This window comes from Streptomyces sp. RerS4, from assembly GCF_023515955.1.
Classification (GTDB): domain Bacteria; phylum Actinomycetota; class Actinomycetes; order Streptomycetales; family Streptomycetaceae; genus Streptomyces.
On sequence record NZ_CP097322.1, the window covers coordinates 7,184,890 to 7,210,054 of the forward strand.

Genomic DNA, 25,165 nt, shown 5'->3' on the forward strand with positions numbered 1-25,165 from the left:
ACGTCGGCCCTCCCCAGGCGGGCGCTGTCGGGGGCGAGTGGGCCGCGAACGCGTTACCGGGAGACCGAGGGCGCGGCGGCTCCGCGTCTAGTGTCGCAATCCGACGGGTCCGCGGGGAACGACGGTCCGACATCCACGAAGCCTTCCTCAAACTCGCCTGCTGCCTGATCACCTACCGCCGGATCAACTCATTGGATCAGACCTCTTTGCAGTCCCAGGCACGGGGCATTCCATTACTCACGGACAGGGAGGGGCACCCGGACTGCCGTGCCCTCTGCCGCACTTGAGGCGAACCGAAGATCCCGAAGGCGGGATGATGGCGTGCATGGTGGTGTATGTGGAGCGGGTGCTGGTGCTTCCGCAGGAGGCGGCGGCCCGCAGTGTCGCCCGTGAGCTGGCGGGTGAAGGATGCCGGAGGGTGGCGGTCCGGAGACCGGGGGGCGGAAGTCTGTGGCATGTCCACTCCATCGCGGTCTATCGGGCGCCCGCAGACGACCCGGAACTGGTGAGTCCTCTTCTGTGGCAGGAGAGGCGAGCTCTCGCGGCGCTGGCACGGAGACGGGGCGGGGCGCTGCTCACATACGTGTCGTATGTGCGGGACTCGGACAGCGATGTGCCTGCCTTCGATCGCGACGGCCTGGTACACGAGGACATCACGGCCCGTATGGCGCTTCCTGACCCTGTACCGGCAGGCACACCGCGGCCGCGGAGGGCACCGGCGTGGACGGGCCTGCACTTCGGCAGTCCGATGGCGGAGATGGCCGAGGCGGTAGCCGTCGCGCACCGGATGTACGGCGCGTCCGCCACAGTACCCCCACCCGTGGCGTACCTCTTGGACGACAACGTCGCTGAGGAGCTCGCCGAGGAGTTCACCGAACCGGACGGCACCCGGTTGTTCCTCAAGGACCTCGTGTCCACGGCCCACCACCTGCCGACCCCGTTCGGCGACATAGCGGCGGCCGTCCCCTTCCTCACCGAACTGGCCGGCTCCCGGGCCCTGTCGCCGGGAGCCCGTGCGAGCCTGTTGCTCTTGCTCCTCGGCCTTGCCGCCGAGGTCGACTCCGCGGCTGTCCACCACGCCGACTGGGCAGCGATGTCGGGCCGGCAGGTCGCCCTCGGCCACCTCACATCGGTGAGCGACGCGGTCATCGCACGGATCCCGGCCCTGCTCCCGCAATGGGATACCGAGACCGGTGCCGCTCGCTTCGTGCTCGCCTCACTCGCCGCCTTCTGCCCCGCACAATCCGCCGGATTCGCCCGTCCCCGCCTGCCCGGCATCCCGGCGCCGCCGGCCACCGGCCGTGCCGACATCCTCGCACTGGCGGACGCGCTGCTCGCCGAGGACGCCGGCGCTCTTCACACGGCGCTCCGCCGTCTGGCGGCCTGGGCAGCGACCTCGCCGAACAGCTCGACAGCCCGCACGCTCCTCCATTCCGGGCCGCCCGTGCAGGACTGGCCGCCGCTGTCGCCCGCGATTTACCCGAGGCAATGCACCTGACCCGAGTCCCAAGGACACGGGCAGCCAGGGGGACGTTGTCACGGTGGGGGCGCCCGGATGCCCCCCGGCCGACCACTGGGCGAGACTGCGCACATGCTGATCAGACGAGAAGCCCCCGCCGACCTGGCCGCTGTCCGTGCACTGACCACAGCCACCTCGCACAAGCCACACCCGCAGGACACGGTGGAGGCGCGACTGCGTGACGCCCTGCGGTCCTCGGAAGCCTGGATACCTGCCCTCTCCCTGGTGGCCGAGGATGAAACCGGCACGCTCGTCGGCCACGCCCTCTGCTCCTGGGGCCGGATCGGCGCCGCCCGGGTCCCCGACATCAGCCTGCTCGGCGTGCTCCCCGAACACCGGCGACGCGGTGTAGGGTCCGCCCTCGTCCACGCGTCGCTCGCCGCCTCGGATGCTCTCGACGCCCCATTGATCGTGGTGCTCGGTGATCCCGCCTTCTACAGCCGATTTGGCTTTCGCCCGAGCACCGACCTCGGCATCGTCGGTCCGGAAAGGGGCTGGGGCGACTTCTTTCAGGTCCGGACCTTGGCTGCCTACCAACCTTCCGTGCACGGCGAATTCGTCTACTCCGAAGCCGTCCGCAGCTGCTCATGATGCTCTCGGCGCCGACACGTCACGCGCCGTGGCCCCAGGCCGGGCGAGCCCTCGCTGCGACTGCCACTGGCCGGTCGGCTGGGCTGACCGCCGCCGCCCCGGCATGAAGGTGAGTCGAAGCTGCCGACCCACCTCAGTGACGGACATCCCGAATCGGCATTCTGTCAGGAGTTCTCAGTGACCGCAGTCAGGTAGAGGCGCAGCGTGCGGCGGCCGGCCGCCACTGGACATGGGACGCCAACATGTTCATCGTGATCTTGTTGCCGGAGTGCCGTGAGAGGGGGCAGCGGTCAGTCGTCGACGAGGTCGAGCTGGGCAGCACAGGCGTCCGCTACTCGAGTCCTCGGAGACGGCGGGCATCTTTGATCTCGCTGATCCTGGCAGCCGTCATCGGGGTCCACTCCCTCCTCTGTCCAGCGGCACGGAGGGCTTCTCCCACCTCGCTGAGCTTCATGGAGGACAACACGCCCGCCCGCTCGATCAGGTCGTCCCGGGCCACGGTGGTCAGCCATGTGCACGGAGTAAGGCCTGGACGCGGGAACGCGAACCGCAGCACGCCTTCGAAGGGCAGTCCTTCCAGGGCTCCTAGGGCCACTTCAACGCCCAGGCCGCTGATGTCGACGCCCGCTGGCGCAACGACCTGCATCGCCTGAAACCTGGATGACTCCTCGTCCGAGAGCAGCACGACCGGGCGTCGTTCATCGAAGTCGACCCACCAGACTTCACCGCGTTGCATGTGTCCTCCTGGCACGAGACGGCGGGCGAGCGCTGTGTGCCCCGTGCGGGACACGGAAGGGATACGGCCCCGTCTTCGCACGTCGCGACCGAGGGGCGGTGAAGACGGGCGCGGCCACCGTTGATCATCGGTGTGTGAAGACTGAAGATCGTGCGGTGGCCGCGAGTCACAGCGTAGACCCTCGTCGGCGTCGGTGGTCTCGGTGACGGCGGCCTGGAGTTCTTCCAGGTTGTGCTGGTCGAGAACGTCCTCTTGGGCCAGCTGCTTGATTCCGGCGGCTTACCTGGTCCGCACGGTCTTTGAGCTTGAGCCCCTCACGGTGGCCGGTATGAGTGGTGTAGAGCGGTCCTCCGCGATGCGGATCCTGGAACGGTTCGGGGCCACTCTGGAGGCGCCGCAGTCCTCCGTGCCCGGCTTCGCCCAGGACGGTTGAGGAGGCCCCGCGTCCTCCGGCAGGAACGCGGGGCCGCTCCGTCAGGCGGTGCGGGGCCCGGCCCTGCGGGCGCCGCGGATGTCACGCAGGTAGAGCAGGGCCCCACAGGCAAGGATCCACACGGCCAGCGTGGCGAGTCCGGACCAGAGGCCGTCGTTGTCGAAGTAGGACATTCCCTGCAGGGCGCGCACCCCCGCGCCGACGGGCAGCACGCCGGCCAGCGGGTGCAGCCAACCTGGCAGGTAGGAGGCAGGCATGATGCCGCCGCTGGTGGCATTGCCGAGGATCAGCAGGACCACCGAGGCGATGGCGGCGCCCGCGGATCCGGTCCATTTCACGATGGCCATCGTGGCCCCGCCCGCCGCCGTGGCCATCAGGGCGGTCACCACGGCGGTGCCGGTGAAGGAGCCGGGGAGGGCGCCGAAGCCGGTGTCGCCCGTGAGGAGGGCGACGATGACGCCCCCCAGGGCCCCGAAGAGGGTGAGGCTGACGATGCGCCGGCGAAGGCGCAGCGTGGGCGCGACCTGGTAGGTCATCATGCCGAAGAGGTAACCGGCCAGGACGAGGCCGAAGGCGGCGTAGAAGACCGAGAGGCCACGCGTGTCGCCGGCGGACACCGGCAGGATGTCCTCGGCCGCCGGCGGCGCGCCGCCCTCGGGTGCCGTGTGCGCGAAGGCAGAGGTAAGGGTGCCGGTCACCGAGGGGCCGTTTGCCCCTGCGTACAGCAGCCGCGCGCCGGCCGAGTCGCGGCCGGGAAGGTAGGCGGCGTAGACCTCGCGCTGCCTGAGCGCTTCGCGGGCGGCTGCTTCGTCGTCGTAGGGCCGCACCTCGAAGCCGCCGGCCACGGCCTGCTCCAGGGCGGCGTCCAGCCGGTGCGCCTGGGCGGCGGTGCCCACGATCGCGACGGGGAGGTCGTGCGGGCGGGGAGCGTGGAACGCGGCGAGGTACACGCTCACGAAGATCGTCCCGATGGCGAGCACCACGGCGACGGGCAGCAGGACACCCTTCAGGCCGACGGGGGGATGCGGCTGCGGTGCGGGGTCGGATAGGTCGCCATGACCTGCCGACGGAAGGTCGGCGAGAGGGAGGGAGGTGGGTGGCACGAAGGGACCGTCCAAACTTGTAAGCTGCCTTATAACTGCAGCAGTAAAACATAAGTTGCCTTACAAGTCGGGATCCCTGTGAACGAGCAGCCCTTCCACACCGGCTATCTGGCCTGGCATTTCTCCCAGGCGATGGCCACCCGCCTGGAGAGAGACCTGCGCGCCATCGAGCTCAACCTCGCGCAGTACAACGCCCTCCAGCACGCCCAGCGCCAGCCGGGAATCTCCAGCGCCGACGCGGCCCGCCACACCGGCATCACCGCCCAGTCCATGGGCGCTGCGGTCGGCAGCCTCACCGAACGCGGTCTGCTCATCCGCCGCCCCCACCCCACCAACCGCCGCGTGCTGTGCCTGCACATCACCGCCGACGGCTCGGCGCTGCTGAGTCAGGCCCGGACCATCGTCCGGCAGGTCAACGAGGAGGCACTGGCCGTGCTGGAACCCGAGGAGCGGACCGCGGTGCACCAGCTCCTGCACCGCCTGGTCACCCACCTCAACCCCGACGCCCTGCCCCCCGCCGCCGACCCCCGGGCGACGCCGGACGCGTGATGTCGGCGTACACATGAATGTGCTCAGGCAGGTACACGGGTTCGTACCCCTCCCCGTCTCGCCTCTGGCTGGTGGGGGGCGCTCGCCTCGCCCGCTTGTGGGGGTGCCGGCCCGTGGGAGATACGGCATTGTCAGCGACCGTAGCTCTGGAGATCTCTCCTGTGCCGGTCAACAAGCCTCCGCGGCCATGCCTTCCGCCTGATGCCGGGTCAGCCGCCAGATCTGATCCTCGCCGGTCTCGGCCGGGGCGAGGCACTCGGCGGGGCGACGCAGGTGTTCGGTGAAGCCGAGGCGGGCCGGGACGGCGCCGCTGGCGCGGTTGGCCGGGTCATGGACGACCTCGACGTACTCGACGCCGGGGAGTCGGAAGGCTTGCGCGACCAGAGCGCGGGCGGCCCGGGTCGCTACTCCCCGGCCGGTGGCAACGGGATGCAGCCAGTAGCCGATCTCGCGGCCGTTGTCCGGGTTGTCGTCGCGCCGGAGGAGCCAGCAGACGCCGACGATCGCGCCGTTCAGCACGATCACGTAGGTGAACTCCTCACCACTCGCCCAGCGCTCCGCGCGGTGGACCAGGAAGTCGGCGGTCTTGGCCGGGCTGTGCTCAGCGACCCAGGCCATCCACGGGCGCAGATGCTCCAACGACTCTTCAATGACTCGGAGGAGCTCCGGAAGGTCTGTCTCGCCGTTGAAGCGGCGCAGCGTCAGGTCGTCCAGGTCGATCACTTGCTGTGGAAGGTCCATGCCAGGAGGATCGTATGCGGCCGCTTTCGTCGGCAACGGGAAAACCCCACGCACGCCGACAGCTGCACGGGCATCAAGCCGGCGGCGCAGACGGTCTTCAGCAACGACGACCAGCCCTGGAACTTCCACTACGACACCGGTTGCCGTCAGTACGCCTACAGCCTCGACCCGGGCGAGACCAAGTCCGGGCTGACGGTCCGCAGCTGGATCTAGAACCCTTCGTTCATGCGGAGCGGGCTTTCCACCGGCAGGCGGTGGGAGGCCCGCCCGCCCTGCGGCGCGCACCATGGCGGAAGGCGGGCGGGGTATTCGGCAGGCGGGCCGCCACCGCGATGGCGGCGGCCCGGCTCCACCCTCGCTTGACCCGCAGGGCCGCGTGGGGGGGCATGAAGGACCGCTGCCGATTATCGAGGGCACGGTGATCCGGTTGCCGTGGCGAAGCTGCCCAGCGGCGGGGTCAACAAGCCGGTCTGGCTGTGGTGGTCGGGCACCGATGCCGCCGCCGAGGATGTCGACCGGTGTTGGCAGGCGTTCCTGCGCCGCTTCGAGTCGAGCACACGTTCCGGCTGCTCAAGCAGACCCTCGGCTGGACCCGGCCCAAGCTCCGAGATCCCGCCGCAGCAGACCGCTGGACCTGGCTCGTCCTGACCGCCCACGCGCAACTCCGCCTCGCCCGACCACTCGCGCTAGACCGCCGCTGGACGTGGGAACGACCGGCGGAACCGAACAGGCTCACCCCGGCACGCGTCCGCCGGGGGTTCAGGAACCTGCACGCGAGGACGGGCACGCCCGCCCGTGCACCGAAACCCGCCCGACCTGGCCCCGGCCGTCCACCCGGCTCGAAGAACCATCGGCCCGCCGCCCGCTACGACGTCGGACGCGTCCTCGCCACCAGCGAGCCCTATACCCGCCCCGCACACCACAAGGTCGGCACCAAACCCCGACGCACTGAATGAAGGCCAGCCTGGACTCTGACGATGGTCGAGATCCTCGACAACCTGGACGCGCTGTCCCAACCACGCCTCGACCTCGCGACCGTCGAGATGGGCGGCACGGCCCTGGGAGCACCAGCCGCCACCATTCCACGCCGGATCATCATCAAGGCCCAGTCCTCCATAGTCGCCCGGTACCGTGGCGGGACCGACATCAACAGCGAGTACTACAACGCCGACGGACGGCGGCTGACCCTCGCCGAGGTCGTCGACCACGCTGCCCAGTCAGACGGGTTCTTGTACTGCGCCGACAAGCTCACCTACAAGATTCGAGCCGGGGCCGTCGTCGGCTTCGCGATCTACGGACCTCATCTCTCCCATTTCGCCCACCTGACCTCGTACGAGGATCTCCTGGCCGTGTTCGGCACACCCGACAGGGCGCACGAAGACGAGGCGTATGGCGACCTCATGGGCCACGACAACTACTACTGGGGCGCGCAGAAGCATGTGCGATGGGACGCCCGGGACAACCGAATAAGCCTGATCGACCTGGGCGCTTTCGAGGGCAACACAGGCCCGTGACCTTGCCGGATCCAGGCTACGCGAGTGTGCTCCAGCTTGACCTTGATGCTGACTGCTTGCCTTGGAACCGTCGCACTGAGGTTAGAGGCTGTTGTCTTTCCGTACCTGATCGCTGACTGCGCGGGAGGTTCTCGCCGAGGTTCTTGCTGGTCCGGGCGGTGGTGCTGACGTCGAGGAGGCTGCCGTGCCGGTTGCAGAGAACACTGCCCCGACGCCGACGCCGACGCCGACGCCGACGCCGACGCCGACGCCGACGCCGACGCCGACGCCGACGCCGACGCCGACGCCGACGCCGAAGGGCGGGGCGATGCCGGGGTCGGGGTCGGTGGTGCCGGTATGGCGAGAAGGTCTTGAGGTGTCGGCGCTGTCGCCGGACTATCAGCAGATCGTCAGGGTCCTGGCCGCCGCGGAGGCGGCGTTGACCTGCGGGGAGATTACTTCGGTGCTCGGCCTGGAGCGCGTGCCCGCGAAGGTCGAGGGCGTCCGGTCGAAGGCGGCTCGAATGGCGGACAGGGGCTGGCTGGTCAAGGAACCCTCGGGGCGGTTCACGCTCGCGCCGGGGCTGCGAGGCGGCGGGTCATGAGGCCCGCCCAGGGCCGAGCACCCGGCCGGCGTCCAGCAGGCGGGCGGATGGCCTCGGCGTCGGCTCCGCCCGCGTAGTGCGCGGCGAGGTGGTCGCCGAGATCCGGCTGGCTTCCCTCCGGGTCGGGCGGCAGGCGCAGCCGGACCGGGTCGATGCCGGCGCGCTGGGTGAGGGGCGAGGGGGGGTGGCTGGCCTCTGCGTCTCATCGGGGACAGGCTATGCGGCCTACTGCTCGGTGAAGGTGCCCAGGCGGTTCGCATCGAGGGACTCGACGCGGACCGTGCCGTCTGCGAAGGTCACGCCGGTGCGGCCGGCCGCCATCTCGCCGGTGGTCTCGAAGCTGAAGGTGTCGCCGTCGTAGTGGGTGAGCGGGAAGAGCATCGGCTTGGGGCCGAGGGCGAGGGTCAGCGTGCCCTTGTTGTCGGCCGTCACGGTCGCCTTGCCGTAGTACGGGTTGTCGTAGGTGCCGGTGTAGGCGGCGCTGTCCTTGGCGGGCTTGGCGGAGGCGGGCGGGTGGGCGTAGTCGGTGGGGGATCGGGCGTTGTCGATCTCCTTCGCGTAGACGGACGCGAGCAGGGGAAGCCAGTCGGTGGTGGCCTTGCCGTGCTGGGCGACGTCGAAGAAATCGAGGGCGACGGCGTCGGCCAGGCCGACGGGGGCGCCGTTGGTGAGGACGACGATGCCGAGCTTCTCCAGGGGGAGCATCGTGACGTTGGCGTTGGTACCGAGTTCGAAGGCGCCGGAGTGGCTCAGGCGCAGCCGGCCGGAGTCGTCGTAGGACACGTTCCAGCCGAGGCCGTAGAAGCCGGCGCGGCCGGAGGGGGAGGTGGGCGGCTGAGAGACGATCTGGGGAACGTGCGTGCGGGCGAGCGTGGCGGCGGGGATGATCCGCTTGCCGTCGAGGGTGCCGTCGGCCAGTTGGAGCCGCAGCCAGCGGGACATGTCGCGGGCGGTGGAACTGACGCCGCCGGCGGGGGCTTGGGCGTCCGGGTCGCGGACGTAGCGGGGGCTCCAGGTGCCGTCGGGGTTCTTGACGTGGGTGGAGGCGTGGTCGGGGGCGTTGACGTAGGCGGAGAACTCGGTGCTGGTGCGGGTCATGCCGGCGGGCTTGAAGAGGGTGTCCGCGCTGAGCTTCTGCCAGGTGGTGCCCTTGGCGCGGGCGATGGCCTCGGCGGCGGCGGTGAGGCCGGAGTTGGTGTAGGCGTAGCTCGCGCGGAAGGGGGTGAGGGGCTCCAGGCGCAGGTGGTCGAAGATGTACGACTGGTCGTAGCCGAGGTCTTCGAGGAGGTCGCCGGCGTGGTCGGGCAGGCCGCTGCGGTGGGAGAACAGGTCGGCGGTCGTGACGTGGTCGGTGACCCAGGGGTCCTTGAAGGCGAAGCCGGGGAGGGTGACGTGGCGGTCCCACTCGTCGGGGGTGGTGAACGCGCCGGCGATGACGGTGGAGGAGACGGGCTTGGAGACGGAGGCGATCTGGAAGACGGTGTCGGGGCCGACCTTGGCGGGCTCGCCGGTGCGGCGGACGCCGAAGCCCTTGAGGTGGACCACCTCGTCGTCGTGGACGACGGCCACGGAGAGGCCGGGGACGCCGGTGCGGCGCATCAGGTCGGTGATGGTCTGGTCGAGGCGGGCCACGGCCTTGTCGATCTGGGCGTCGGTGAGCTGCGGCTTGGGGGCGGGAGGCGGGCTGGGGGCGGCCGTGGCCACCCCTGTTCCGGCCAGCACCAGTGCGGCCCCGGCCGCTCCGAGTGCGCGGAGCGTACGCATGCCGCCATTGTCCCGCCGCCGAGCCGCTCCCGCCTGTCCTGCCCGCGCCCCCTACCGGGGCTCCGCCCCGTGCCCCGCCTCAATCGCCGGCGGGGCTGGATTTGGCTGGGTGGGCCTGTGCGGCTCAAGGATCGGGTTCTGCCCCGTGGCCGGCGTTTGACAGCTGTTGTCTTTCCGTACTTGATCGCCGTGTTTTCCCTGGTCAGGCATAGTGCCGTGGCCTCGGTGGTAGGCAGGACGTCGTGTCGGTGCGGTCGTGGAGGTTCGGGATGCCGTCGGTGATCGGGCTGTCGGAAGAGCGTGAACGGGCTGCTGCTCAGCGGGTGGAGGTCCTGCCGGAGGAGGCGGACCGGGTGCTGGATTCGGTTCCGGTTCCGGGGTCGGTGGTGCCGTCGTGGCGGCAGGGACTTCCGGTCTCGGTGCTGTCGCCGGAGTATCAGCTGGCCGGGACGGTCCTGGGCGACGCGGCCGGGCCGTTGACGTGCAAGGAGCTGGCGACCGGGCTCGGGGTGGAGGGGGCGGCGAAGACGAAGGTGGAAGGGGTCCGGGCCAGGGCGAGGCGGCTGGTGGACCGGGGCTGGCTGGTCAGGGAGACCCTCTGGCCGGTTCACCCTCGCCCCGGGGCCGCGAGACGGCGGGTCATGAGCCGGGTCATCGACCAAAGGATCATCGCCTCGCTGGAGTCCGGACGCCGCTCGTAGTCGCGGGCCAGCCGGCGGGAGCGAAGCAGCCAGGCGAAAGATCGTTCCACCACCCACCTGCGGGGCAGCACCACGAAGCCTTTGGCGTCGTCACTGCGTTTGATGACGGTGACGACCAGGTGGAGCACGGTCAGGGCCCAGGTGATCAGGACACCGGTGTAGCCGCCGTCTGCCCACAATTTCGTGATGGCGGGGAACCGCTCACGCAGGCCGGGGAGCATCACTGTGGCGGCCTGGCGATCGGTGACCTCCCCCGCGGTCACGTTGATCATCAACAGCAGGCCGGTGGTGCCGCAGATCAGGTGCCGGCGCCTGCCATTGATCTTCTTGCCGCCGTCATAGCCCCGGCTGCCGGCGCCGACGACCGCGTCGGCCTTGACGGACTGCGAATCGATGACCGCAGCAGTGGGCTCCGGATCACGACCTGCGGCCTCGCGGACCTTCCCGCGCAGCCGGTCGTGGAACTCGGCGACCAATCCGCTCTCGCGCCAGCGCCGGTAGAAGGCGTAGACCCGGTCCCACGGCGGGAAGTCCACCGGCATCGCCCGCCATTTGATGCCGCGGTCGACCACGTAGAAGATCGCGTCCAGCATCACGCGATGACAGTAACCCTCCGGCCGTCCACCCCGCCCCTCCATCCACGCCGGCACCGGCAGCAGCGGGCGGATCGTCTGCCCCTCCTCCTCGTCGGTCAGGTCCGTGCCGTAGGCCCGAGTCCGGTCGGGCTGATCGGCGGCGTTCCCGAACCGGTGTGCGAGGCAATCGCACGACACGACCGCCGAGTTGAAGTCCACCGGCGTCAGCGCGTACAACAAGGACAACAGGGCCTCCGGGCGTAGTCGGTGTCTCAGCAACCCCGAACTGCACCAGAGGCCCTGCCTTCATGCGCGGAGCCCCCGGAATCACCCGCCCCATCAGCCACTTTCGATCTGACCGCACTCAAGATCGATAGGACCACAGCTTCTCACGGCAGATGCAGACAACGCCGCGGAAGTCCACTCCCTCAAGCCCTGCGCCACCAAGTAAGGAGCGCCTGTGAGCTTCCCCCGCAAGCGCGCTGCCGCCGCTGTGGCCACGGCCGTCCTCGGCGTCGTCCTGGCCGCCACCAGCGGCCAGGCGTACCCCACCGCCCCCGCAGCGGACCGGGCCACCGCCACAGCCACCGCCACAGCCCCCGACCCGGCGGCCAACGCCCGCGTCGAGCGCCTGTGGGCGGCCGCGGGCGACGAGCAGAAAGCCAAGGCCGGCACCACAGTCCCCACCGCGCTCAAGGTCCGGGCGATCGACAAAGACCTCAAGCCGGTCCCCGGCGCCACCATCACCTTCTCCACCCCGGGCCCCGGACTGAAATTCCCCAACGGCGACGACGATGCGACCGCCACCACCGACAACAACGGCTACGCCACAGCCCCCGCCCTCAAGGCCGCCGGAGCGCCAGGCCCCGACCTCGTCATCGCCAAGGCCAACGACCGCGCCCAGACCGGCTTCGAGATCACCATCACCTGACCACACCCGCAGGAAAAGGACTTGGCCCGCACCCGAAGCCGCTGAAGGGGCAACCGAGCCCCTTAACCGATGCGCGGAAGATCACGAGTCTACGCAGGGCGGCTCCCATGGCGACAGGCGTTCGCATCTGGAGCTTGTGACCTGGACGAAGAACTCCTCGGCGAGCTCCTCCAGGCCATCCTGGCCGTCTTCGCCGCCCGACCCCACCGCGGTGGAGGACGGCGCGGATGCGCCTGACGTACGTGAAACGCGGAAGCCCCTCCTGTCCGCCGGGCGAGGCGTCTTCGGGGCCTGTCGGATGGCGTGCCAGCCTGCCCGATGGGAGCCCAGTCCGTCTCTCCCCGGCCACAGCGTTGGGGGACCTTCCTTGCGGATGGCGCGGCGGGGCCGCCACCGGGTTCGGTGGCGGCCCCGCCGCTGAGGTGCCGCAAAGCCGAGAGCTTCCGCTTACGTAGCTCTTGCGCCCACGCGATGCGCCGGTTGGCCTCCATCGAGGGCAACCGGCCCAAGGCAGCAACACGCTCAGACTTGACACAGAAGGCGCCTTCACCAGCGCCGTCGCCCAGGCCGTACTCGACGGCCGCGCGGACCTCGCGCTGCACTGCGCGAAGGACATGTCGGGCGACGAGCCCGAACCCGACGGCACCCTCTACCTGTAGCCGCGGCGCGACGACGTCCACGACGTCCTGGTCCACCCCGCCGGACACAAACTCGACGACCTTCCCGCCAGCACCCGCATCGGCACCTCCGCGCCACGCCGGATCGCCCAGCTCACCGCCTCGCACCCCCACCTGACGATCGTTCCCGTACGCGGCAACGCCGACACCCGCCTCGGCCTCGCCCACGCCGGGGACGTCGACGCGGTGATCCTCGCCCTCGCCGGCCTGCGCCGCCTCGGCCGAGAAGCCGAAGCCACTGAGATCATCGACACCGACCGGATGATGCCCGCCCTCGGCGCGGGCAGCTCGCCCTGCAGCTCCGCGCCGATGACCAGAACCTCCTCGACCTCCTCACCCCGCTCACCGAGGCCGCCGCCACCCGGGCCGCCCTCGCGGAAAGGACCCTGCTGCGCGCCCTCGCCGGACACTGCCACGCTCCGATCGCCGGCCACGCCACCCCCACTACCGACGCGGCGGGTGACCTCCGCCTGGCCGCCCGGATCTACACCTCGGACGGATCGGTGATGCTGGCCGCCGGACAGACCGGGCCCGACCCGCAGACCGTGGGCCGGGCGGTCGCCCAGGACCTCATCGCTCAGGGCGCCAACGACGTCCTCGCCTCTTCCCGGCGCAGCTGACCGATCTCCCCGCGAACTCCGTCACTGCGGCGTCGGCGGAGGCGGCCACTGGAGACGGGCCCGGCCGTACCGGGCCCGGGGCCGCCCCGCGCACAGCCCGTGCGGGCGTCCGATCTGCTCCCAGGGTCGTATCGCCGCCCTGTCAGATCCCGCACCTAGGCTTTGCTTGAAATCGATTAAGGAGCAGGGCAGTGCGAATAGAGCGTCACCAGGTGGGTCAGGCAGCCGTGTCGGCAGCGCGCGAGGACTTCACGAACCGCATCGGCGGCCAGGTGCACTCCATGTCGAGGGCCGGCCGGATGGCGACCTACGAATGGCAGTCGATCGCGGAGGAGTTCCTCGACTACCTGGGCGCCCTCTCCCTCGAGACACCCGACCTCGACACCCCGGAGGCCAAGGCCGCCCTCAAGGACGCCTCCGAAGCCGCGGCCGGTGCCGTCGCCTACGCCGCGTACCACCCGCACTGCACGTTCAACGTCTTCCTGGAGTACGTGAACTTCGGCATGAGCTACGACCCGGGTGACGACTCACCCGAGGAGAGGGTCACGCCGGGGGACTGGATCGATGCGCTGTGCCTGGCGGTGCTCCGGGACAAGGCGAAGTGGCACGGCGAGGCCTTCCACTTCGCTCGGCAGAAGTTCGCCAAGCAGGCCAAGGGAACGCCGCTGGGTGAGCTTGCCACAGGCCTGACGGCCGTGGTCCTGGACGACACGGGCGACGACGAGGAGTACCCGCCGAGCGCGCGGGCCAAGCTCGCCGCCGTCGACGCGGCCCTGGACCGGATCCGGGCCCGCAGCGAGGAGACGGGTGAGCCTCTGCTGGAGCAGCTGAACACCGCAGCGCTGCGGACACTGCGGGCCCTGGCCGCCGAGGACAAGGAGGCGTTCGACAGCGCTCTGGCCGGCCTGCTGTCCCGTGAGACCGCCCTGCACGGGCCCAAGGCTTCCCCGAGCAGCCTTCTCCCGCTCGTCCCCATCGCCTTCGCGGCGCTCGCGTACCGGACGCTGGGCTGGGCGCCGGCCGTCCGCAGCGACTACCTCCCGCACGCGCTGGTCACCGGCTTCGAGACGCGGGGACCGCGAGTCGCGGGGTTCGGCCGGGACCGGCGGCCGGACGCTGTCGCCGCGCTCGCCGCGGGCCCGCTGGTGGTGGAGCGGCCGGCCTGCGAGCGGGAGGGGATCCAGCGGATCGAGGCCATGTACGAGGAACACCTCCAGGAGGCGTTCACTCCCGTCGAGGGCAAGCCCCTTCCTGTCTGGCGTCTGGGCAGCGCCCTGGAGGACCAGCAGCGCCTGTTCCAGTGGCGATCGGGGAACCCCGGCGACATCGCGGACGCGCAGCTCGCCACGCTCCGGCTGGCCTCACAGACGGGGGCGGCCCTGTTCCGCATCGCACTGGCCGAGCCGGACACCGAGGTCGAGGTGTCCATCGGCGGGCGCACCCTGCGCTACCCGGCCAGCCGGGGGAGGGAAGCCGGCGCCGGGTACTGGCAGATGGCCGTCGCCTTCGCCCTGATCACCGGCGTGCGCGAGGACCTCGCGCCCCTGGTGCTCACCGGCCCCACCTTCGCCGGCCCGGACGGATCCGCGTACACCGCCTACCGCGAAGCCCTCCACGCCTACCTCAAGGGCGCCGAGCCCGAAGCGGCCGCACAGCGGGCACTGCACGAGGCGGAGAAGGCCAAGGACTGGGGCTTCGCGATGCCGCCAGCCGTGCTGCTGTCGCAGCTCGTGGAAGGCGACGAGGAAAGCTTCAACCTGGCCCTGGCCGACGCGCTCGAAGCCCACCGCGCCTACTACGAGGTCGCCGACCGCGCCGACGGCCCCGAAGTCTCCGTCAACCTTGACGTCCTCGCGCTGGCCTGCCACGCCTGCCGCCGTGGCTGGACCATCCGCGTCGAATCCCCTTACCTGCCGCAGTATCTCTTGGCGGCTGCCGAACCCTTCTAGAAGCCCCACGAACGCTTCTGCAGACCGGGACTTCGAAGCCGCCGGAATATCCGCACCCGTGTTGACAGCGTCTGTGTCGTGGAAGGCCGAGGCGCCGCCTTCCACGTAGACCCCTGAACCGGGGGACGCGCCTTGGGACGGCCTCGCGGCCCGAAGCGAAGCACATCTACACGGCATTCGGCCGCTGTAGCCCTTCGGCCCTTTCCGGGAGCCGGATTCTCCCGCGTGCACGGGTACGGACCACACCCCGTACCGCCGCGAAGGGAACCACCACCATGGCCGACGTCCAGCACCGCGCTCACCTGACCTGGGTCGAGGGACCGCAGGTGCATCTCACCGTCCTCGCCGACGAACGCGTCGGCGAGGACGACCCGGCCCCGATCTCCGAGGGGTACTGGGAAGCCGACGTCACCGGATCTGGAACTGGAGGAGACCCTCGACGTCCCGTCGGCGGGCGACCGCGACGAGGTCCTCTGGCGTCCAGGCGGGTGTGCAGTCGCCCTTCGCCGGTGAAGAGGCGTCGCGTACCGACGCCTGCTGCGCCTTGACGATCAGGCGCCGTGGCCACGGGGCGCTGGGCGACGGAGTCGGCCGGATTCTGTCGACAAACCATCGCACGGTGGTGGCCCCCGGATTCTGTGAGAACCGGTCTCCGCCCCCGACTGCCGTGTGCGGTGCTTGCCGTTGGGGCCCGCCGACGCGAATGTGTGGTTTTCGTCCTTGTGGAGGTTCGACTCGTCCGAGGATTCGGAGGTGCTCACGCTGCCGGTTGCGGCATCGTCGTACTCCGGCACCCGCTGACCGGGGGCCGGCGACGTCGGACTGGGCTGCAGGAGGGGTGCCATGGACGTGGAGCGGGAGACGTGGACGAGCGAGGAGTTCGGCACCGCGCACAAGGGTGCGGTCGGTGTGCTCCTGGCCGACGGGAGCGTGCCGGGCCCGGCGTACTTCGACACCAGCTCGGGATCGCACGTGAATTCGACGTCCCAGTGGAGCGTCTACGACGGTCGCTTCCCCCACGTCCCACGGGCCGCCGCACTCCGCGCGGTGGCTCCTGCGGCTGGACCGGGCCGGAGCACCGGCTGGACTGGGACGCGATCGGCGAGCAGGACCTCGAAGAGGCCACCGACGGCGAGGCCGACGCCTGCGTTCGCGACTGGGACGGGCATATCGCCGAAGTCGAGACCCCGTGTGCTCGGCCGGCTGCCGACCCATCTGAAAAGCCTTGCCCTCCGCCTTCCACCCAGCGCATCGTCGCGGTCGGCCAGGGCCTCGGTCACGGACTCCGAGTCAGGCTCCGTGCGCGTCAAGGCCCAGCGGTGTGCACGAGTTGGCACAGCTGCCTGGGGGACGTGGCGGGAGCGCGGGCATCGTGCCTGCGACGATCCGTGACATGTCTCCTGTCAGGGAGCGGCTACCTGACGCTCAGTGCGCTTCGACGTCCCCCGTCCTCGCGGGGCGGCCACCCCACCCATGACAAGACGCGACGTCTCGTATTGACCGAGCTCTATGCGTCCGGCATACTGATCGCACGAAACAAGACGCAACGTCTCGTCTCAACATACATAGGAGTGACCGTGAAGCAGCGAACCATCCCCGTCAGCGCCGAGGTGCGGCTGTGGACGCAGGAGCACGGCGATCCCCGGAACCCGGCCCTGCTTCTGGTCATGGGGGCCGGCGCCTCGGGCCTGGGGTGGCCCGACGAACTGGTCGCGGCGCTCGCTCGGCGGTACCGCGTCATCCGCTACGACCACCGTGACACCGGCCGCTCCAGCTGGTCCTTCGACGCGCACCCCTACCGCGTCCTCGACCTGGCCGAGGACATCGTCACCGTTCTCGACGCCTACGGAGTGGACCGCGCCCACGTGGTCGGCATGTCCATGGGCGGCATGCTGACCCAGCTGCTCATGACCGACCACCCCGAGCGGGTCATCAGCGCCACCCTCATCGGAACCTGCGCACTGAGCAGCCGCACCCCCGACGAGGAGCTGCCGGGCATCGACCCGGAGATCCTCGGCATGTGGGCGACCCCCTGGGAGGACCGCGGCCTCGAAGCGGAACTCGACCGCAGGGTCGGGCACTGGCGGGCGCTCAACGGCACGGGAACGCCCTTCGCCCCCGAGGAGTTCCGCGCGCTGGAACGCCGGATCATCGAGCACGCGGGCCGGTACGACGCCCCCATGACCCACGGGCGCGCCGACCACTCCGGCATGGACCGTACCGAGCAGCTGGCCCGCAACGAGGTGCCCACGCTGATCACCTCCGCCGACGCCGAACCCGTGTTCCCCCCGGCGCACGCCCGCCACCTCGCCCAATCAATCGCCAACTCCCGGCTCGTCGAGATGCCCGGCATGGGCCACGCCCTCCCCCAGGCCCAGCTCCCGCGGCTGGCCGAAGCGATCCTCGCCCACGCCGCCCAGGCCGACCCGCGGACGTAGGGAGCCGGCGACGGAAGCGCTTCTTTCCCCTCAGGAAAGCAGGTGGTACTTTCCTGGGAGGAAAGAACGCACGGAGCGCACGATTAGGGATGCCGCACATGACTGCCCACGACGCCCAGACCGCCCTGGACGCCATTCGCCACCGCCGACAGCAGACGTTCGACGCATACCTCCGTCATGCCTACTCCCGCCCCTACATGATCGTCTCGGCGCTCGGCCTGTTCGCCGTGTGCTCGTCCTTCGACCTGCCGAGCCCCTGGAACACCGTCGCGGTCCTGGCGGGCAACGCCCTGACCCTGGGCGGGCTGTTCGTGCACCAGCGCCGGGCACCCGTCCGCCGCAGGGCCGCCGGCCCGGAGGCCCTGTCCTACGCGGTCGTCGGCGTCCTGCTCCTCGTGTTCTTCTGGGCGGTGGCCATCGCCGCGTACTTCACCGGCCTGCCGGCACGGCATACGTTCGCCGCCGCCGTCACCGCGCTGACGGCCGTGGGCGCCTCGTACGCGCTCCGCCCGTCCCTCGAGACCATGATCCGCGGGAACGGTCGGGGCTGATGGACCCCGACTTCGACGAGTTCCTGCACGTACCGGCACGGCTCTCGGTCGTCGCACTGCTCGCCCCGGCCGACTGGGTCGAGTTCGGCTTCGTCAGGGACACCGTGGGCACCAGCGACTCGGCCCTGTCCAAGCAGATCACCGCCCTCACCGACGCCGGCTACGTCGAGATCCGCAAGACGCGCAGCCGCACGGGCCGGCACACTCACCTCCGCCTCACCCCGCACGGGCGGCAGGCGTTCCAGCGCCACGCCTCGGCGCTGGAGAGGATCGTGGCGGCCGCCCGCGACCCCCGGGCATAGCCGCGCCCCGCGCCGTCACCGTTCTTCGGCGAGGTCCAGGTCCCCTGCGCGGGACTCGTCCGGTGCGCGTTCCACCGGCTCGGGGCGGCGCCACGGCCGGGCGATCGGATGGGAGACCGGACGCCACCACGGCTCCACCGGCAGCCTGCCGGCGGGCTCGAAGGGCTCGCCGGGACGGGGGACCGCCACCGGCCGGCCCACCACCTCGGCGGCATCGACCGTCCACTCGCCCGGCTCCGCCCAGGCGTGGAAGGCCAGGTTGAAGGTGCCCCAGTGGATCGGCAGCAGGACGCCGTGCGGCTTGGAGCCTCGCAGGTCGAGGTGGGCCTGGACGCCCTCCTGGGGAGTCATGTGGATGTCCGGCCACCGTTCCACGGGACACCTGCACAACCGGCTGCTCGACAGAGCCGGTCCGGGTCGGCTTCCTCTCTGAGCACCAGTCGGGTTTCGTCCAGGCGCCTTCCGGCATCGCAGCCGGCGGTAGGTTGGCTGACACCACGTGTCGTGATCGCGCGGTGCAAGCGGCCCCCCGACAGCGCCACCATCGGTGCGTACAGCGGGCCTTGGACGTCCACCAGGTATATGTCCGTCATCGTCAGGACTGATCCCACGCGTCGATGATCAAGAGCTCGTCGGCCGGACAATCCGCGATCTCATCGGCCACCCACGCCCCGCCCGTGAAGGGATGGACACCGATGCCGAGCTTCGCTGCGTCCGCCAGGAGCGGCAGGACATCGCCGGCCAGGGCGGTGAAGCGCCATGGGTAACCCGACGAAATGATCTCCTTGGCCTTCCCCTGCCTCTCCAGATCGGTCAACCACCCCACCGACTCCCTCGTCGTCCAGTAGGCCAGGTTCTGCGCCTGGTCGTGGTCCTTGGGGCTCTTCAGGTCCTGCACCTGCTCAGGCGTCGGGAAGTAGATCGATATGGACCAGCCGAGCATCTGGCTTCCTCTCCTTGAACGGTGACGGACTCATCGTAAGTTCCGCTCATTTCCCATGCGTTGACCCGCGGCTAGAGGCCACTGGGCTGAATCCTTTGGAGACACGGCCTGGTGGCCGAAGTGGCCGTTCGCTTCGGAGTCATCGGTGAGCCTTCCGGTCGGCCGTTCACAGGCATGTTGTCACCAAGACGGCACGGCCTCCGGGGAGACGTCGACCGTCTTGGCGCGGAACAGCTGGACGATCTCGACGTGTCAGCGGTCATCCAATTCCCCACGTCCGGCGGGTCCGGCGGGTCCGGCGTCAGCCAATTCGGCTCTGTCGGGGATCTTGTGATGTCGCAGGGTCATGGCCCGAGGAGTACGCGTTGGCGTAGGAGGTCGAGGTTGGCTCGGCCGTAGGCCATGCGTTTGATGAGCTTGACGTGGGTGACGTGGCCCTCGACCTGGCCGGAGCTCCACGGTGTGGAGAGTCCTGCTGTGACCGCGTCGAAGTCGCGCCGCAGACCGCTGACCAGCGAGTGGAGGGCTGGGAGGTCGTCAGCAAGGACGCGCTCCATCCAGTCGGGAAGCTGGTCTCCGCGGAGGTCGTGGAGCATTTCGGCGAAGTCGTGGACGTGCCGTGCGGCTGCGTCGAGGTGAGGGCAGGCGGTGCGGATCTCCTTCAGTTCCGCGGCGTCGGCGGTCGCGAGATGCTGCGGGTTGGTCATGATCCAGCGAACGACGCGTCGGGGTTTCGGAGCCGGTCGGGGCCGCGGCTGGGACACCGGCTGCTGCTTCCGCCCTGGTTGGCGGGGAGGTCTGAAGGCGCGGAAGTAGCGGCGGAGGCACTGGACGCTCCCGGTGAATCCGTGCTCGCGCAGTTCCCGGTGGAGCTGGGGAATGTCGCGACAGCCATCCAGCCAGCGGGCGTGAAGGTACTCCTTGTGCTCGTCCAGCACGGACAGTCGTCCGGTGGCTTTGGCCAGAAGTTCGTCGAGGCTGCCGGCGCGGGCGAAGCGGCGGACGGTGGAGTGGTCCAGCCGCAGTGCCCGGCCGATCGCCGCCAGGGACTTTCCCTCGGCCAGCAGGGCCTGGACCGCTGTGTATCTCTCTGTGGTGCGGGCGACCAGACGCCGAGGTTGGCCGCTGACGTCGAGCGTGCCGTCCGGCGGGACGAACGGCACGACCACCGGCCTGGACGGCTCCGGCGTGACCAGGTCCCTCGCGGTTGCCTCCGCCATGACCGGGGTCGCCGCGAACGCGGCCTGGATGCACCCGTGGTGAGAGCCGACCGTTCGCTCCACCGCATCCGCGACGTTCCGCCACAGATGCCAGGCGTCGGCGACCTGCATCGCCTGCGGGGCACCGTTTCGGGCCCCTTCTGCGTAGGCGCCGGCCCGGTCCCGGCAGATCACCTCCACTTCCGGGTGCCGGCGAAGCCAGGCGGCCAGCGGCTCAGCGTCCCGGCCTGGAAAGACGTCGACCGGGCGGCGGGCTTCCAGATCAACGAGGATCGTCGCGTAGGAGTCGCCCTTGCGCAGAGCGAAGTCGTCCACTCCCAGGAATCTGACAGTGCCAACTGGTGGCTGCGGAACCGAGCGGAGCAGGTCCAGCAGCGCGTCCTTGGCGATGCGGATCCCGAGGGACGCGGCAAGGCGGGCGCCGGGACGGCCCGCCAGGCACAGAGCAATCGAGGCGAGCATCGACCGCAACACCTGCGTCTGCCGGGCATGCGGCCTGGTCAGCCCCTCGATCTGCTCGGCGAACGTCACGGCCGGACACCGGTTGCTCAGACACTTGAAACGGCGCGCGGTCAGCTCGATGACTACCGGGGTGCCGGCCACGGGCGCGTCGCCGAGCCGGCGCACGTACCGGCCGTGCACCCGCCACGACGGCATACCGCATCCCGGGCATCTCACCGGCAACGTCTGACACCCCGCGCGAAGCGTGATGACCCCCGCCGTTCGCTTGATCGACTCGATGACAACACCGGACAGATGCGGCAACAACCGCCCCAACACCCCTGAACCACACACCCGGAGACTGCCCAGCTCAGCCCCGCGACATCACAAGATCCCCGACAGAGCCGAAATACGTGACCGTTCACATCCCCATCGTGGGCGTGCCGACAAGCGCACGCCCCCGCAAGAACCGCGCCTACCTGCGCCGCCGCGGGATCCGCTGCACCATCCCCGACAAGGCAGACCAGGCGCGCAACCGTAGGAAGCTCGACTCCCGCGGTGGTCGGCCGCCGCGCTTCGACCCGGCCGACTATCGAGAGCGTCACCCGGTCGAGTGCGGCATCAACCGCCTCAAGCGGCACCGCGCCGTCGCCACGCGATACGACAAACTCGCGGTCCGCTACGAGCCGACCGTACTCATCGCCGCCATCAACGAGTGGCTATGACCCACAGGAACTCACGCGGCAGGCTCCACTCACATGCCGCGGAGCCTCGGCCTCCGTACCGGGTTCGGGTACTTCGCCGCCGGGGAGGGCGGCGAAGTCGGCGTGGGCCCGTGCGACGGCGTCGAGATACGTCTCGCGCCGGGTGCGCGGCGACGCTCGCCAGATGCCAACCTCCGACAACGGCGCCCTCTACGCTTGCCGGCCAGGAGGCCCCGGGCCGCGCTTTCGCGCGGCTTGCCGGGGCCCCGAGGCGTCAGCGATCGAGGAGGGCGATGCGGATGGCTCGTTCGACGTGGTTCGCGGTGTTGGCGTGGCCCGCGGCGTTGGGGTGGACCAGGGTGACGCGCTTGCCGATCGCCCCGCAGTCCAGCAGGGTGCCGGGGAGCTTGGACGGCCAGTAGTCCTCGGCATCACCGCAGATCCCCTCGACCCACTTCTCCTCTGCGGGCTGGCAGGCGTCGTGGCCCTCGCTGGAGAAGTAGACGTCGACGTACCGGTCACCGAAGAAGCCCGAGACCCGCTCGATCGTGCTGTTCAACCGCTTGAGGACGCCGTCACGGAGCCAGTCGACGTCGGCGTGCGCGATAGAGCCGAGCTCGGTGAGGGAGGAGCGGTTGCAGGCACTGCCATCCTCCGGCAGGACCGCCGGATAGCCGACCGTGATCACCTTCGCGTTGGGCACCGCGCTGTGCACCTCGGCCAGCATCTCGATGTACTCGTCCTGGACCCGGGCGAGCTCGTCCTCGATGCTCTCCTCCCCCTCGGGGGGATTGGTGTAGTACTCGCGGCAGGACTTCCCGGCCGCGCCGGTTTTGAGGCACTTGAGGAGCATGTCCCCGAAGGGGAGGCTGTTGCCGCCGACGCCGATCGTGACGACGTCGGTCTGGTCGTTGAGGTTGGCCCGCTTGATCTGCGGGTCCACCTCGGGCCAGCCGTCGGCCGGAGGCGGGACCGGGCTGATCGGCGTCTGCTTGTCCCTGGCGATGTTGGCGATGGTGGCGTTACCGCAGCTGACGTTGGTCAGGTGGACGGGCTTGCCCGGGGGAACTCCTGGAGTTCCCCGTAGACCACGTCGGGATAGGCGTTGGCGGTGTGGTCGCAGCCGTCCCGCGAAGAATCACCGAGGGCAGGCTGCGGGAGGCGAGCGGCTGCCGCGCTGGTTTCTGTGTCGGCGCGGTAAGCGGTGTCGTTACCCGAGCGGCGGTGGGCCCGTTCGACGTTTGCGCACAGCATCAGCCGGGAGAGGCGGCCGGGCCGGGTGTCGAGGACGTCGTGCAACTCGGCAAGCACCTGAGTGGATGTTGTCGTTCCGGTCTTGAGGGATGCTGGTCGAACAGGGGTCCTGGTCACGTGATTCGGCGGCTACCGGCGGGAGCAGCGTCACCCGTCGTAGGCGATGAAGTAGCCAGGTGCGTCTGCGTGAAGTGTCGAACGGTGCATCGGTCGACATGTCCTGGTCGTGAATAGGTGCGAGCGTAGCCGTGACCTCCTGCGGGTTCCTCATGCGGCGCTCCTGGCAGGCTCGGCGGCGACCTGGTCGTCGTCCGCTGCTAGCGAGTCGCCGATGACGGCGATACATCGAGGCGCCCTCGAATACGGTCCGCGGCTTCGGGCGCGGGTGGGCAAGACCGCAGAGCGGCCCGCCATGGGTCGGCCGCTGGCGTCCGTCGCGGACGACGAGATCGGCGAGGCCCTGGAGCCGAGTCCTGTTCGACGTCTGGGCTACCTCGTCGAGGGCCATGCGTCGTGCGGCCCGCTGTCGAGTGCGTCGAGCAAGAGGTCGGTGTCGAACGGGACGGGCAGGGCCTGTTCGCGGAGGTCGGCGGGGGTCTGCGGGTGGCTGGGGTTGATGCGGACGAGGCGGGTGTTGGGGAGGTGACGGGTGAGGTGTTCGCCGGGTGTCCGGATGACGCCGGGGGTGTTGAATCCGGCTCCGATCTCCAGGATCAGCAGTCGGGTGCCGTTGTCGGCGCTGTTGAGCCATTCCTGGAGGCGGTTGCCGGCCGGGAGGTAGGGCTCGTCGACGAACTGCGGTCCGATCCGCACGTTGATCTCCACGTCCTCGCCGCAGTTGGGGCAGTGCGGCAGGGCGGCGGGGTCGGTGATCGCACCCGTGGCCGGGTCGTACGCGGCGAGCAGCCGCTCCACCAGCGGGTGGCTGTCCCAGGTGGTGCGCAGGCAGGGGACGGTGCACTGGTAGCGGCCGTAGTCGCCCTGCGGGGTGAAGATCCGCTCCGGGGCGAAGCCGTTGCGGGCGAACAGGGCGTCGACGTTGGACGTCATCACCCAGTGCGCCTTGTCGGCGACGAGCGCCCGCAGCCGCTGGTAGAGGGGGTACGGCCCCGGGGTGTAGCGGATGTCGTCGATGTGGACGGCCCAGTAGCCCCACCACAGGGTGGGCGGCAGGTGCACGCCGACGATGTAGCGGGAGCGCAGTCCCATCCGGTGCAGGGCGGGGAACAGTTCCTTCAGTCGCTCTTGGTCGCCGTAGTCGTACCCGGCGGCGGCGCTCAGTCCGGATCCTGCGGTGACCAGGACCCGGTCCGCCTCGTCCAGCCAGGTGCGGACGGTGTGGGCGGCGGCCGTCAGGTCGGGGACACGGTGGGTGTTCATCGCGGTAGGGGTTCCTTCGAGCGGGTCAAGTCAGGGCGTGCCGGTAGGTGGCGTGGTCGTCGTCCGTGAACACGTTGAAGATCACGCGGTCGATGACGCAGGGGTGCTCGTCGAGCCAGTCGGCGACGGTGTCCAGTGCGATCCGGGCGGCCGGTGCCTTGGGGAAGCCGAAGACGCCGGTGCTGATGGAGGAGAACGCCACCGTGCGGATACCGCCCGTCTCGGCGGCGAGGTCGAGGCAGGCGCGGTAGGACGATGCCAGTGCCTGTCCGTGATCCGGGCCGGGGGTGCCGTCGACGATCGGGCCGACGGTGTGCAGGACGTACGGGGCGGGCAGCTGGCCACCTCGGGTGATCTTGGCTGTGCCGGTGGGTTCCGGGTGTCCCTGGAGTTCCATGACGGTGTGGCAGCCGTCGCGTAGTCCGGGCCCGGCGGCACTGTGGATGGCGTTGTCGATGCACGGGTGCAGGGGGGCGAAGCAGCCGAGCATCGCGCTGTTGGCGGCGTTGACGATCGCGTCCGCGGCAAGTGTGGTGATGTCGCCCTGCCAGAGCGAGGTGCGGTCGGCCGCCCGGTAGGAGGTGGTGGGCAGCTGGTCGGCGATTGTCGGCAGCCGCGCGGAGTCGGTGACCGTCCGTGCCAGGCGTTCGCCGCCGAGCAGGGCGTCGAGAATCCTGGCGGCTCCGGCGGGCAGCGGGCCGGGGGCGCGCACGGTCAGCACGGTGCGCAGCAGTAGCCGGGCGCGGGTGTCGTCGGCCTGTTCCATGTCCTTCGCGGTCAGCCCGAGCCGTAGGGCGGCCGGGTCGCCGGCCAGCAGCCGGAGCGCGGCGCGGGTCAGGGTGGGCAGCTCCTCGGTGGGCGCGGGTGGTGCGAGCGGCCGGGGCTGGGTGTCCAGGGCGACCGCGGCCCGGTAGGCGTCCAGGCGCAGGGCGTTCGGGGTCATGGT

The 25,165-nt window shown here is 70.1% G+C and carries 23 protein-coding genes and 6 pseudogenes; 17 read left to right on the forward strand and 12 right to left on the reverse strand.

Annotated elements, in window-relative coordinates:
- Nucleotides 1–104: 104 nt before the first annotated feature.
- The 3 genes and pseudogenes from M4D82_RS32305 to M4D82_RS32315 form a co-directional block, all read left to right on the forward strand.
- Nucleotides 105–194 (forward strand): annotated as a pseudogene (locus M4D82_RS32305) (IS5/IS1182 family transposase); the annotation flags it as partial.
- A gap of 563 nt (nt 195–757) precedes the next feature.
- Entirely contained in the window at nt 758–1,498 is a 741-nt protein-coding gene (locus M4D82_RS32310) for a hypothetical protein (RefSeq protein WP_249771116.1), read from the forward strand.
- Between the two features lie 93 nt (nt 1,499–1,591).
- Nucleotides 1,592–2,110: a GNAT family N-acetyltransferase gene (locus M4D82_RS32315; protein ID WP_249771118.1), complete on the forward strand. Its 519-nt coding sequence runs from the start codon at nt 1,592–1,594 to the stop codon at nt 2,108–2,110.
- Between the two features lie 331 nt (nt 2,111–2,441).
- Here M4D82_RS32315 and M4D82_RS32320 read toward each other — a convergent pair whose 3' ends face one another.
- Entirely contained in the window at nt 2,442–2,846 is a 405-nt protein-coding gene (locus M4D82_RS32320) for a type II toxin-antitoxin system PemK/MazF family toxin (RefSeq protein ID WP_249771120.1), read from the reverse strand.
- A 474-nt stretch (nt 2,847–3,320) separates the two neighbouring features.
- Nucleotides 3,321–4,382 carry an ABC transporter permease gene (locus M4D82_RS32325; protein WP_249771122.1) on the reverse strand — a complete coding sequence of 354 codons (1,062 nt, stop codon included), beginning with the start codon at nt 4,380–4,382 and terminating at the stop codon, nt 3,321–3,323.
- A gap of 78 nt (nt 4,383–4,460) precedes the next feature.
- Between M4D82_RS32325 and M4D82_RS32330 the strand changes: the two genes are divergently transcribed.
- Entirely contained in the window at nt 4,461–4,931 is a 471-nt protein-coding gene (locus tag M4D82_RS32330) for a MarR family winged helix-turn-helix transcriptional regulator (RefSeq protein WP_249771124.1), read from the forward strand.
- Nucleotides 4,932–5,099: 168 nt separating this feature from the next.
- Here M4D82_RS32330 and M4D82_RS32335 read toward each other — a convergent pair whose 3' ends face one another.
- The gene (locus M4D82_RS32335; RefSeq protein WP_249771126.1) at nt 5,100–5,672 is read right to left on the reverse strand and encodes a GNAT family N-acetyltransferase; all 573 of its coding nucleotides are present in this window, start codon (nt 5,670–5,672) and stop codon (nt 5,100–5,102) included.
- Between M4D82_RS32335 and M4D82_RS32340 the strand changes: the two genes are divergently transcribed.
- The 4 genes and pseudogenes from M4D82_RS32340 to M4D82_RS32355 all read left to right on the forward strand — a co-directional run bounded on the left by M4D82_RS32340 (nt 5,655) and on the right by M4D82_RS32355 (nt 7,769).
- Nucleotides 5,655–5,885 (forward strand): hypothetical protein, encoded by a 231-nt coding sequence (locus tag M4D82_RS32340; RefSeq protein ID WP_249771128.1) that lies wholly within the window; start codon nt 5,655–5,657, stop codon nt 5,883–5,885. The genes M4D82_RS32335 and M4D82_RS32340 overlap by 18 nt on opposite strands.
- A 110-nt stretch (nt 5,886–5,995) precedes the next feature.
- Nucleotides 5,996–6,628 (forward strand): annotated as a pseudogene (locus M4D82_RS32345) (NF041680 family putative transposase); the annotation flags it as partial.
- A 21-nt stretch (nt 6,629–6,649) separates the two neighbouring features.
- Nucleotides 6,650–7,186 carry a hypothetical protein gene (locus tag M4D82_RS32350; protein WP_249771130.1) on the forward strand — a complete coding sequence of 179 codons (537 nt, stop codon included), beginning with the start codon at nt 6,650–6,652 and terminating at the stop codon, nt 7,184–7,186.
- 184 nt (nt 7,187–7,370) lie between these two features.
- Complete coding sequence (locus M4D82_RS32355) at nt 7,371–7,769, forward strand: hypothetical protein (protein ID WP_249771132.1); 399 nt, start codon at nt 7,371–7,373, stop codon at nt 7,767–7,769.
- Between the two features lie 225 nt (nt 7,770–7,994).
- Here M4D82_RS32355 and M4D82_RS32360 read toward each other — a convergent pair whose 3' ends face one another.
- A complete protein-coding gene (locus M4D82_RS32360; protein WP_249771134.1) occupies nt 7,995–9,533 on the reverse strand; it encodes a serine hydrolase in 1,539 nt (512 codons plus the stop codon).
- A gap of 607 nt (nt 9,534–10,140) precedes the next feature.
- On the reverse strand, nt 10,141–11,055 hold the full coding sequence (locus M4D82_RS32365) for an IS5 family transposase (protein WP_249771136.1): 915 nt from the start codon (nt 11,053–11,055) through the stop codon (nt 10,141–10,143).
- Between the two features lie 214 nt (nt 11,056–11,269).
- Between M4D82_RS32365 and M4D82_RS32370 the strand changes: the two genes are divergently transcribed.
- The 7 genes and pseudogenes from M4D82_RS32370 to M4D82_RS32400 all read left to right on the forward strand — a co-directional run bounded on the left by M4D82_RS32370 (nt 11,270) and on the right by M4D82_RS32400 (nt 18,277).
- Nucleotides 11,270–11,740: an Ig-like domain-containing protein gene (locus tag M4D82_RS32370; RefSeq protein WP_249771138.1), complete on the forward strand. Its 471-nt coding sequence runs from the start codon at nt 11,270–11,272 to the stop codon at nt 11,738–11,740.
- A 458-nt stretch (nt 11,741–12,198) separates the two neighbouring features.
- Nucleotides 12,199–12,690, forward strand: a pseudogene (locus M4D82_RS32375) (hypothetical protein); the annotation flags it as partial.
- A gap of 20 nt (nt 12,691–12,710) precedes the next feature.
- The gene (locus M4D82_RS34170; protein WP_283844556.1) at nt 12,711–13,037 is read left to right on the forward strand and encodes a hypothetical protein; all 327 of its coding nucleotides are present in this window, start codon (nt 12,711–12,713) and stop codon (nt 13,035–13,037) included.
- A gap of 212 nt (nt 13,038–13,249) precedes the next feature.
- Entirely contained in the window at nt 13,250–14,986 is a 1,737-nt protein-coding gene (locus M4D82_RS32385; protein ID WP_249771140.1) for an immunity 49 family protein, read from the forward strand.
- A 1,577-nt stretch (nt 14,987–16,563) separates the two neighbouring features.
- Nucleotides 16,564–17,424: an alpha/beta fold hydrolase gene (locus M4D82_RS32390; RefSeq protein WP_249771142.1), complete on the forward strand. Its 861-nt coding sequence runs from the start codon at nt 16,564–16,566 to the stop codon at nt 17,422–17,424.
- A gap of 98 nt (nt 17,425–17,522) precedes the next feature.
- The gene (locus M4D82_RS32395) at nt 17,523–17,975 is read left to right on the forward strand and encodes a hypothetical protein (protein ID WP_249771144.1); all 453 of its coding nucleotides are present in this window, start codon (nt 17,523–17,525) and stop codon (nt 17,973–17,975) included.
- Nucleotides 17,975–18,277: a winged helix-turn-helix domain-containing protein gene (locus M4D82_RS32400; RefSeq protein WP_249771146.1), complete on the forward strand. Its 303-nt coding sequence runs from the start codon at nt 17,975–17,977 to the stop codon at nt 18,275–18,277. Before M4D82_RS32395 ends, M4D82_RS32400 begins: the two co-directional genes overlap by 1 nt.
- Nucleotides 18,278–18,292: 15 nt before the next feature.
- Here M4D82_RS32400 and M4D82_RS32405 read toward each other — a convergent pair.
- From M4D82_RS32405 to M4D82_RS32415, 3 genes and pseudogenes are all read right to left on the reverse strand, one after another.
- Nucleotides 18,293–18,643, reverse strand: a pseudogene (locus M4D82_RS32405) (MBL fold metallo-hydrolase); the annotation flags it as partial.
- Nucleotides 18,644–18,872: 229 nt separating this feature from the next.
- Nucleotides 18,873–19,220: a hypothetical protein gene (locus M4D82_RS32410; RefSeq protein WP_249771148.1), complete on the reverse strand. Its 348-nt coding sequence runs from the start codon at nt 19,218–19,220 to the stop codon at nt 18,873–18,875.
- A gap of 344 nt (nt 19,221–19,564) precedes the next feature.
- Entirely contained in the window at nt 19,565–21,220 is a 1,656-nt protein-coding gene (locus tag M4D82_RS32415; RefSeq protein WP_249771150.1) for an ISL3 family transposase, read from the reverse strand.
- A gap of 79 nt (nt 21,221–21,299) precedes the next feature.
- Here M4D82_RS32415 and M4D82_RS32420 point away from each other — a divergent pair.
- Nucleotides 21,300–21,606 (forward strand): annotated as a pseudogene (locus tag M4D82_RS32420) (IS5 family transposase); the annotation flags it as partial.
- 253 nt (nt 21,607–21,859) lie between these two features.
- Here M4D82_RS32420 and M4D82_RS32425 read toward each other — a convergent pair.
- Nucleotides 21,860–22,528 carry a GDSL-type esterase/lipase family protein gene (locus tag M4D82_RS32425; RefSeq protein ID WP_349637108.1) on the reverse strand — a complete coding sequence of 223 codons (669 nt, stop codon included), beginning with the start codon at nt 22,526–22,528 and terminating at the stop codon, nt 21,860–21,862.
- Nucleotides 22,529–22,626: 98 nt separating this feature from the next.
- Complete coding sequence (locus M4D82_RS32430) at nt 22,627–22,896, reverse strand: hypothetical protein (RefSeq protein ID WP_249771154.1); 270 nt, start codon at nt 22,894–22,896, stop codon at nt 22,627–22,629.
- Nucleotides 22,897–23,198: 302 nt separating this feature from the next.
- Here M4D82_RS32430 and M4D82_RS34725 point away from each other — a divergent pair.
- Nucleotides 23,199–23,305: pseudogene (locus tag M4D82_RS34725) on the forward strand (site-specific integrase); the annotation flags it as partial.
- Between the two features lie 23 nt (nt 23,306–23,328).
- Here the strand turns inward: M4D82_RS34725 and M4D82_RS32435 are convergent.
- Both M4D82_RS32435 and M4D82_RS32440 read right to left on the reverse strand, forming a co-directional pair.
- On the reverse strand, nt 23,329–24,219 hold the full coding sequence (locus M4D82_RS32435; protein ID WP_249771156.1) for an SIR2 family NAD-dependent protein deacylase: 891 nt from the start codon (nt 24,217–24,219) through the stop codon (nt 23,329–23,331).
- A 25-nt stretch (nt 24,220–24,244) separates the two neighbouring features.
- On the reverse strand, nt 24,245–25,162 hold the full coding sequence (locus M4D82_RS32440; protein WP_249771158.1) for a macro domain-containing protein: 918 nt from the start codon (nt 25,160–25,162) through the stop codon (nt 24,245–24,247).
- Between the last annotated feature and the right edge of the window lie 3 nt (nt 25,163–25,165).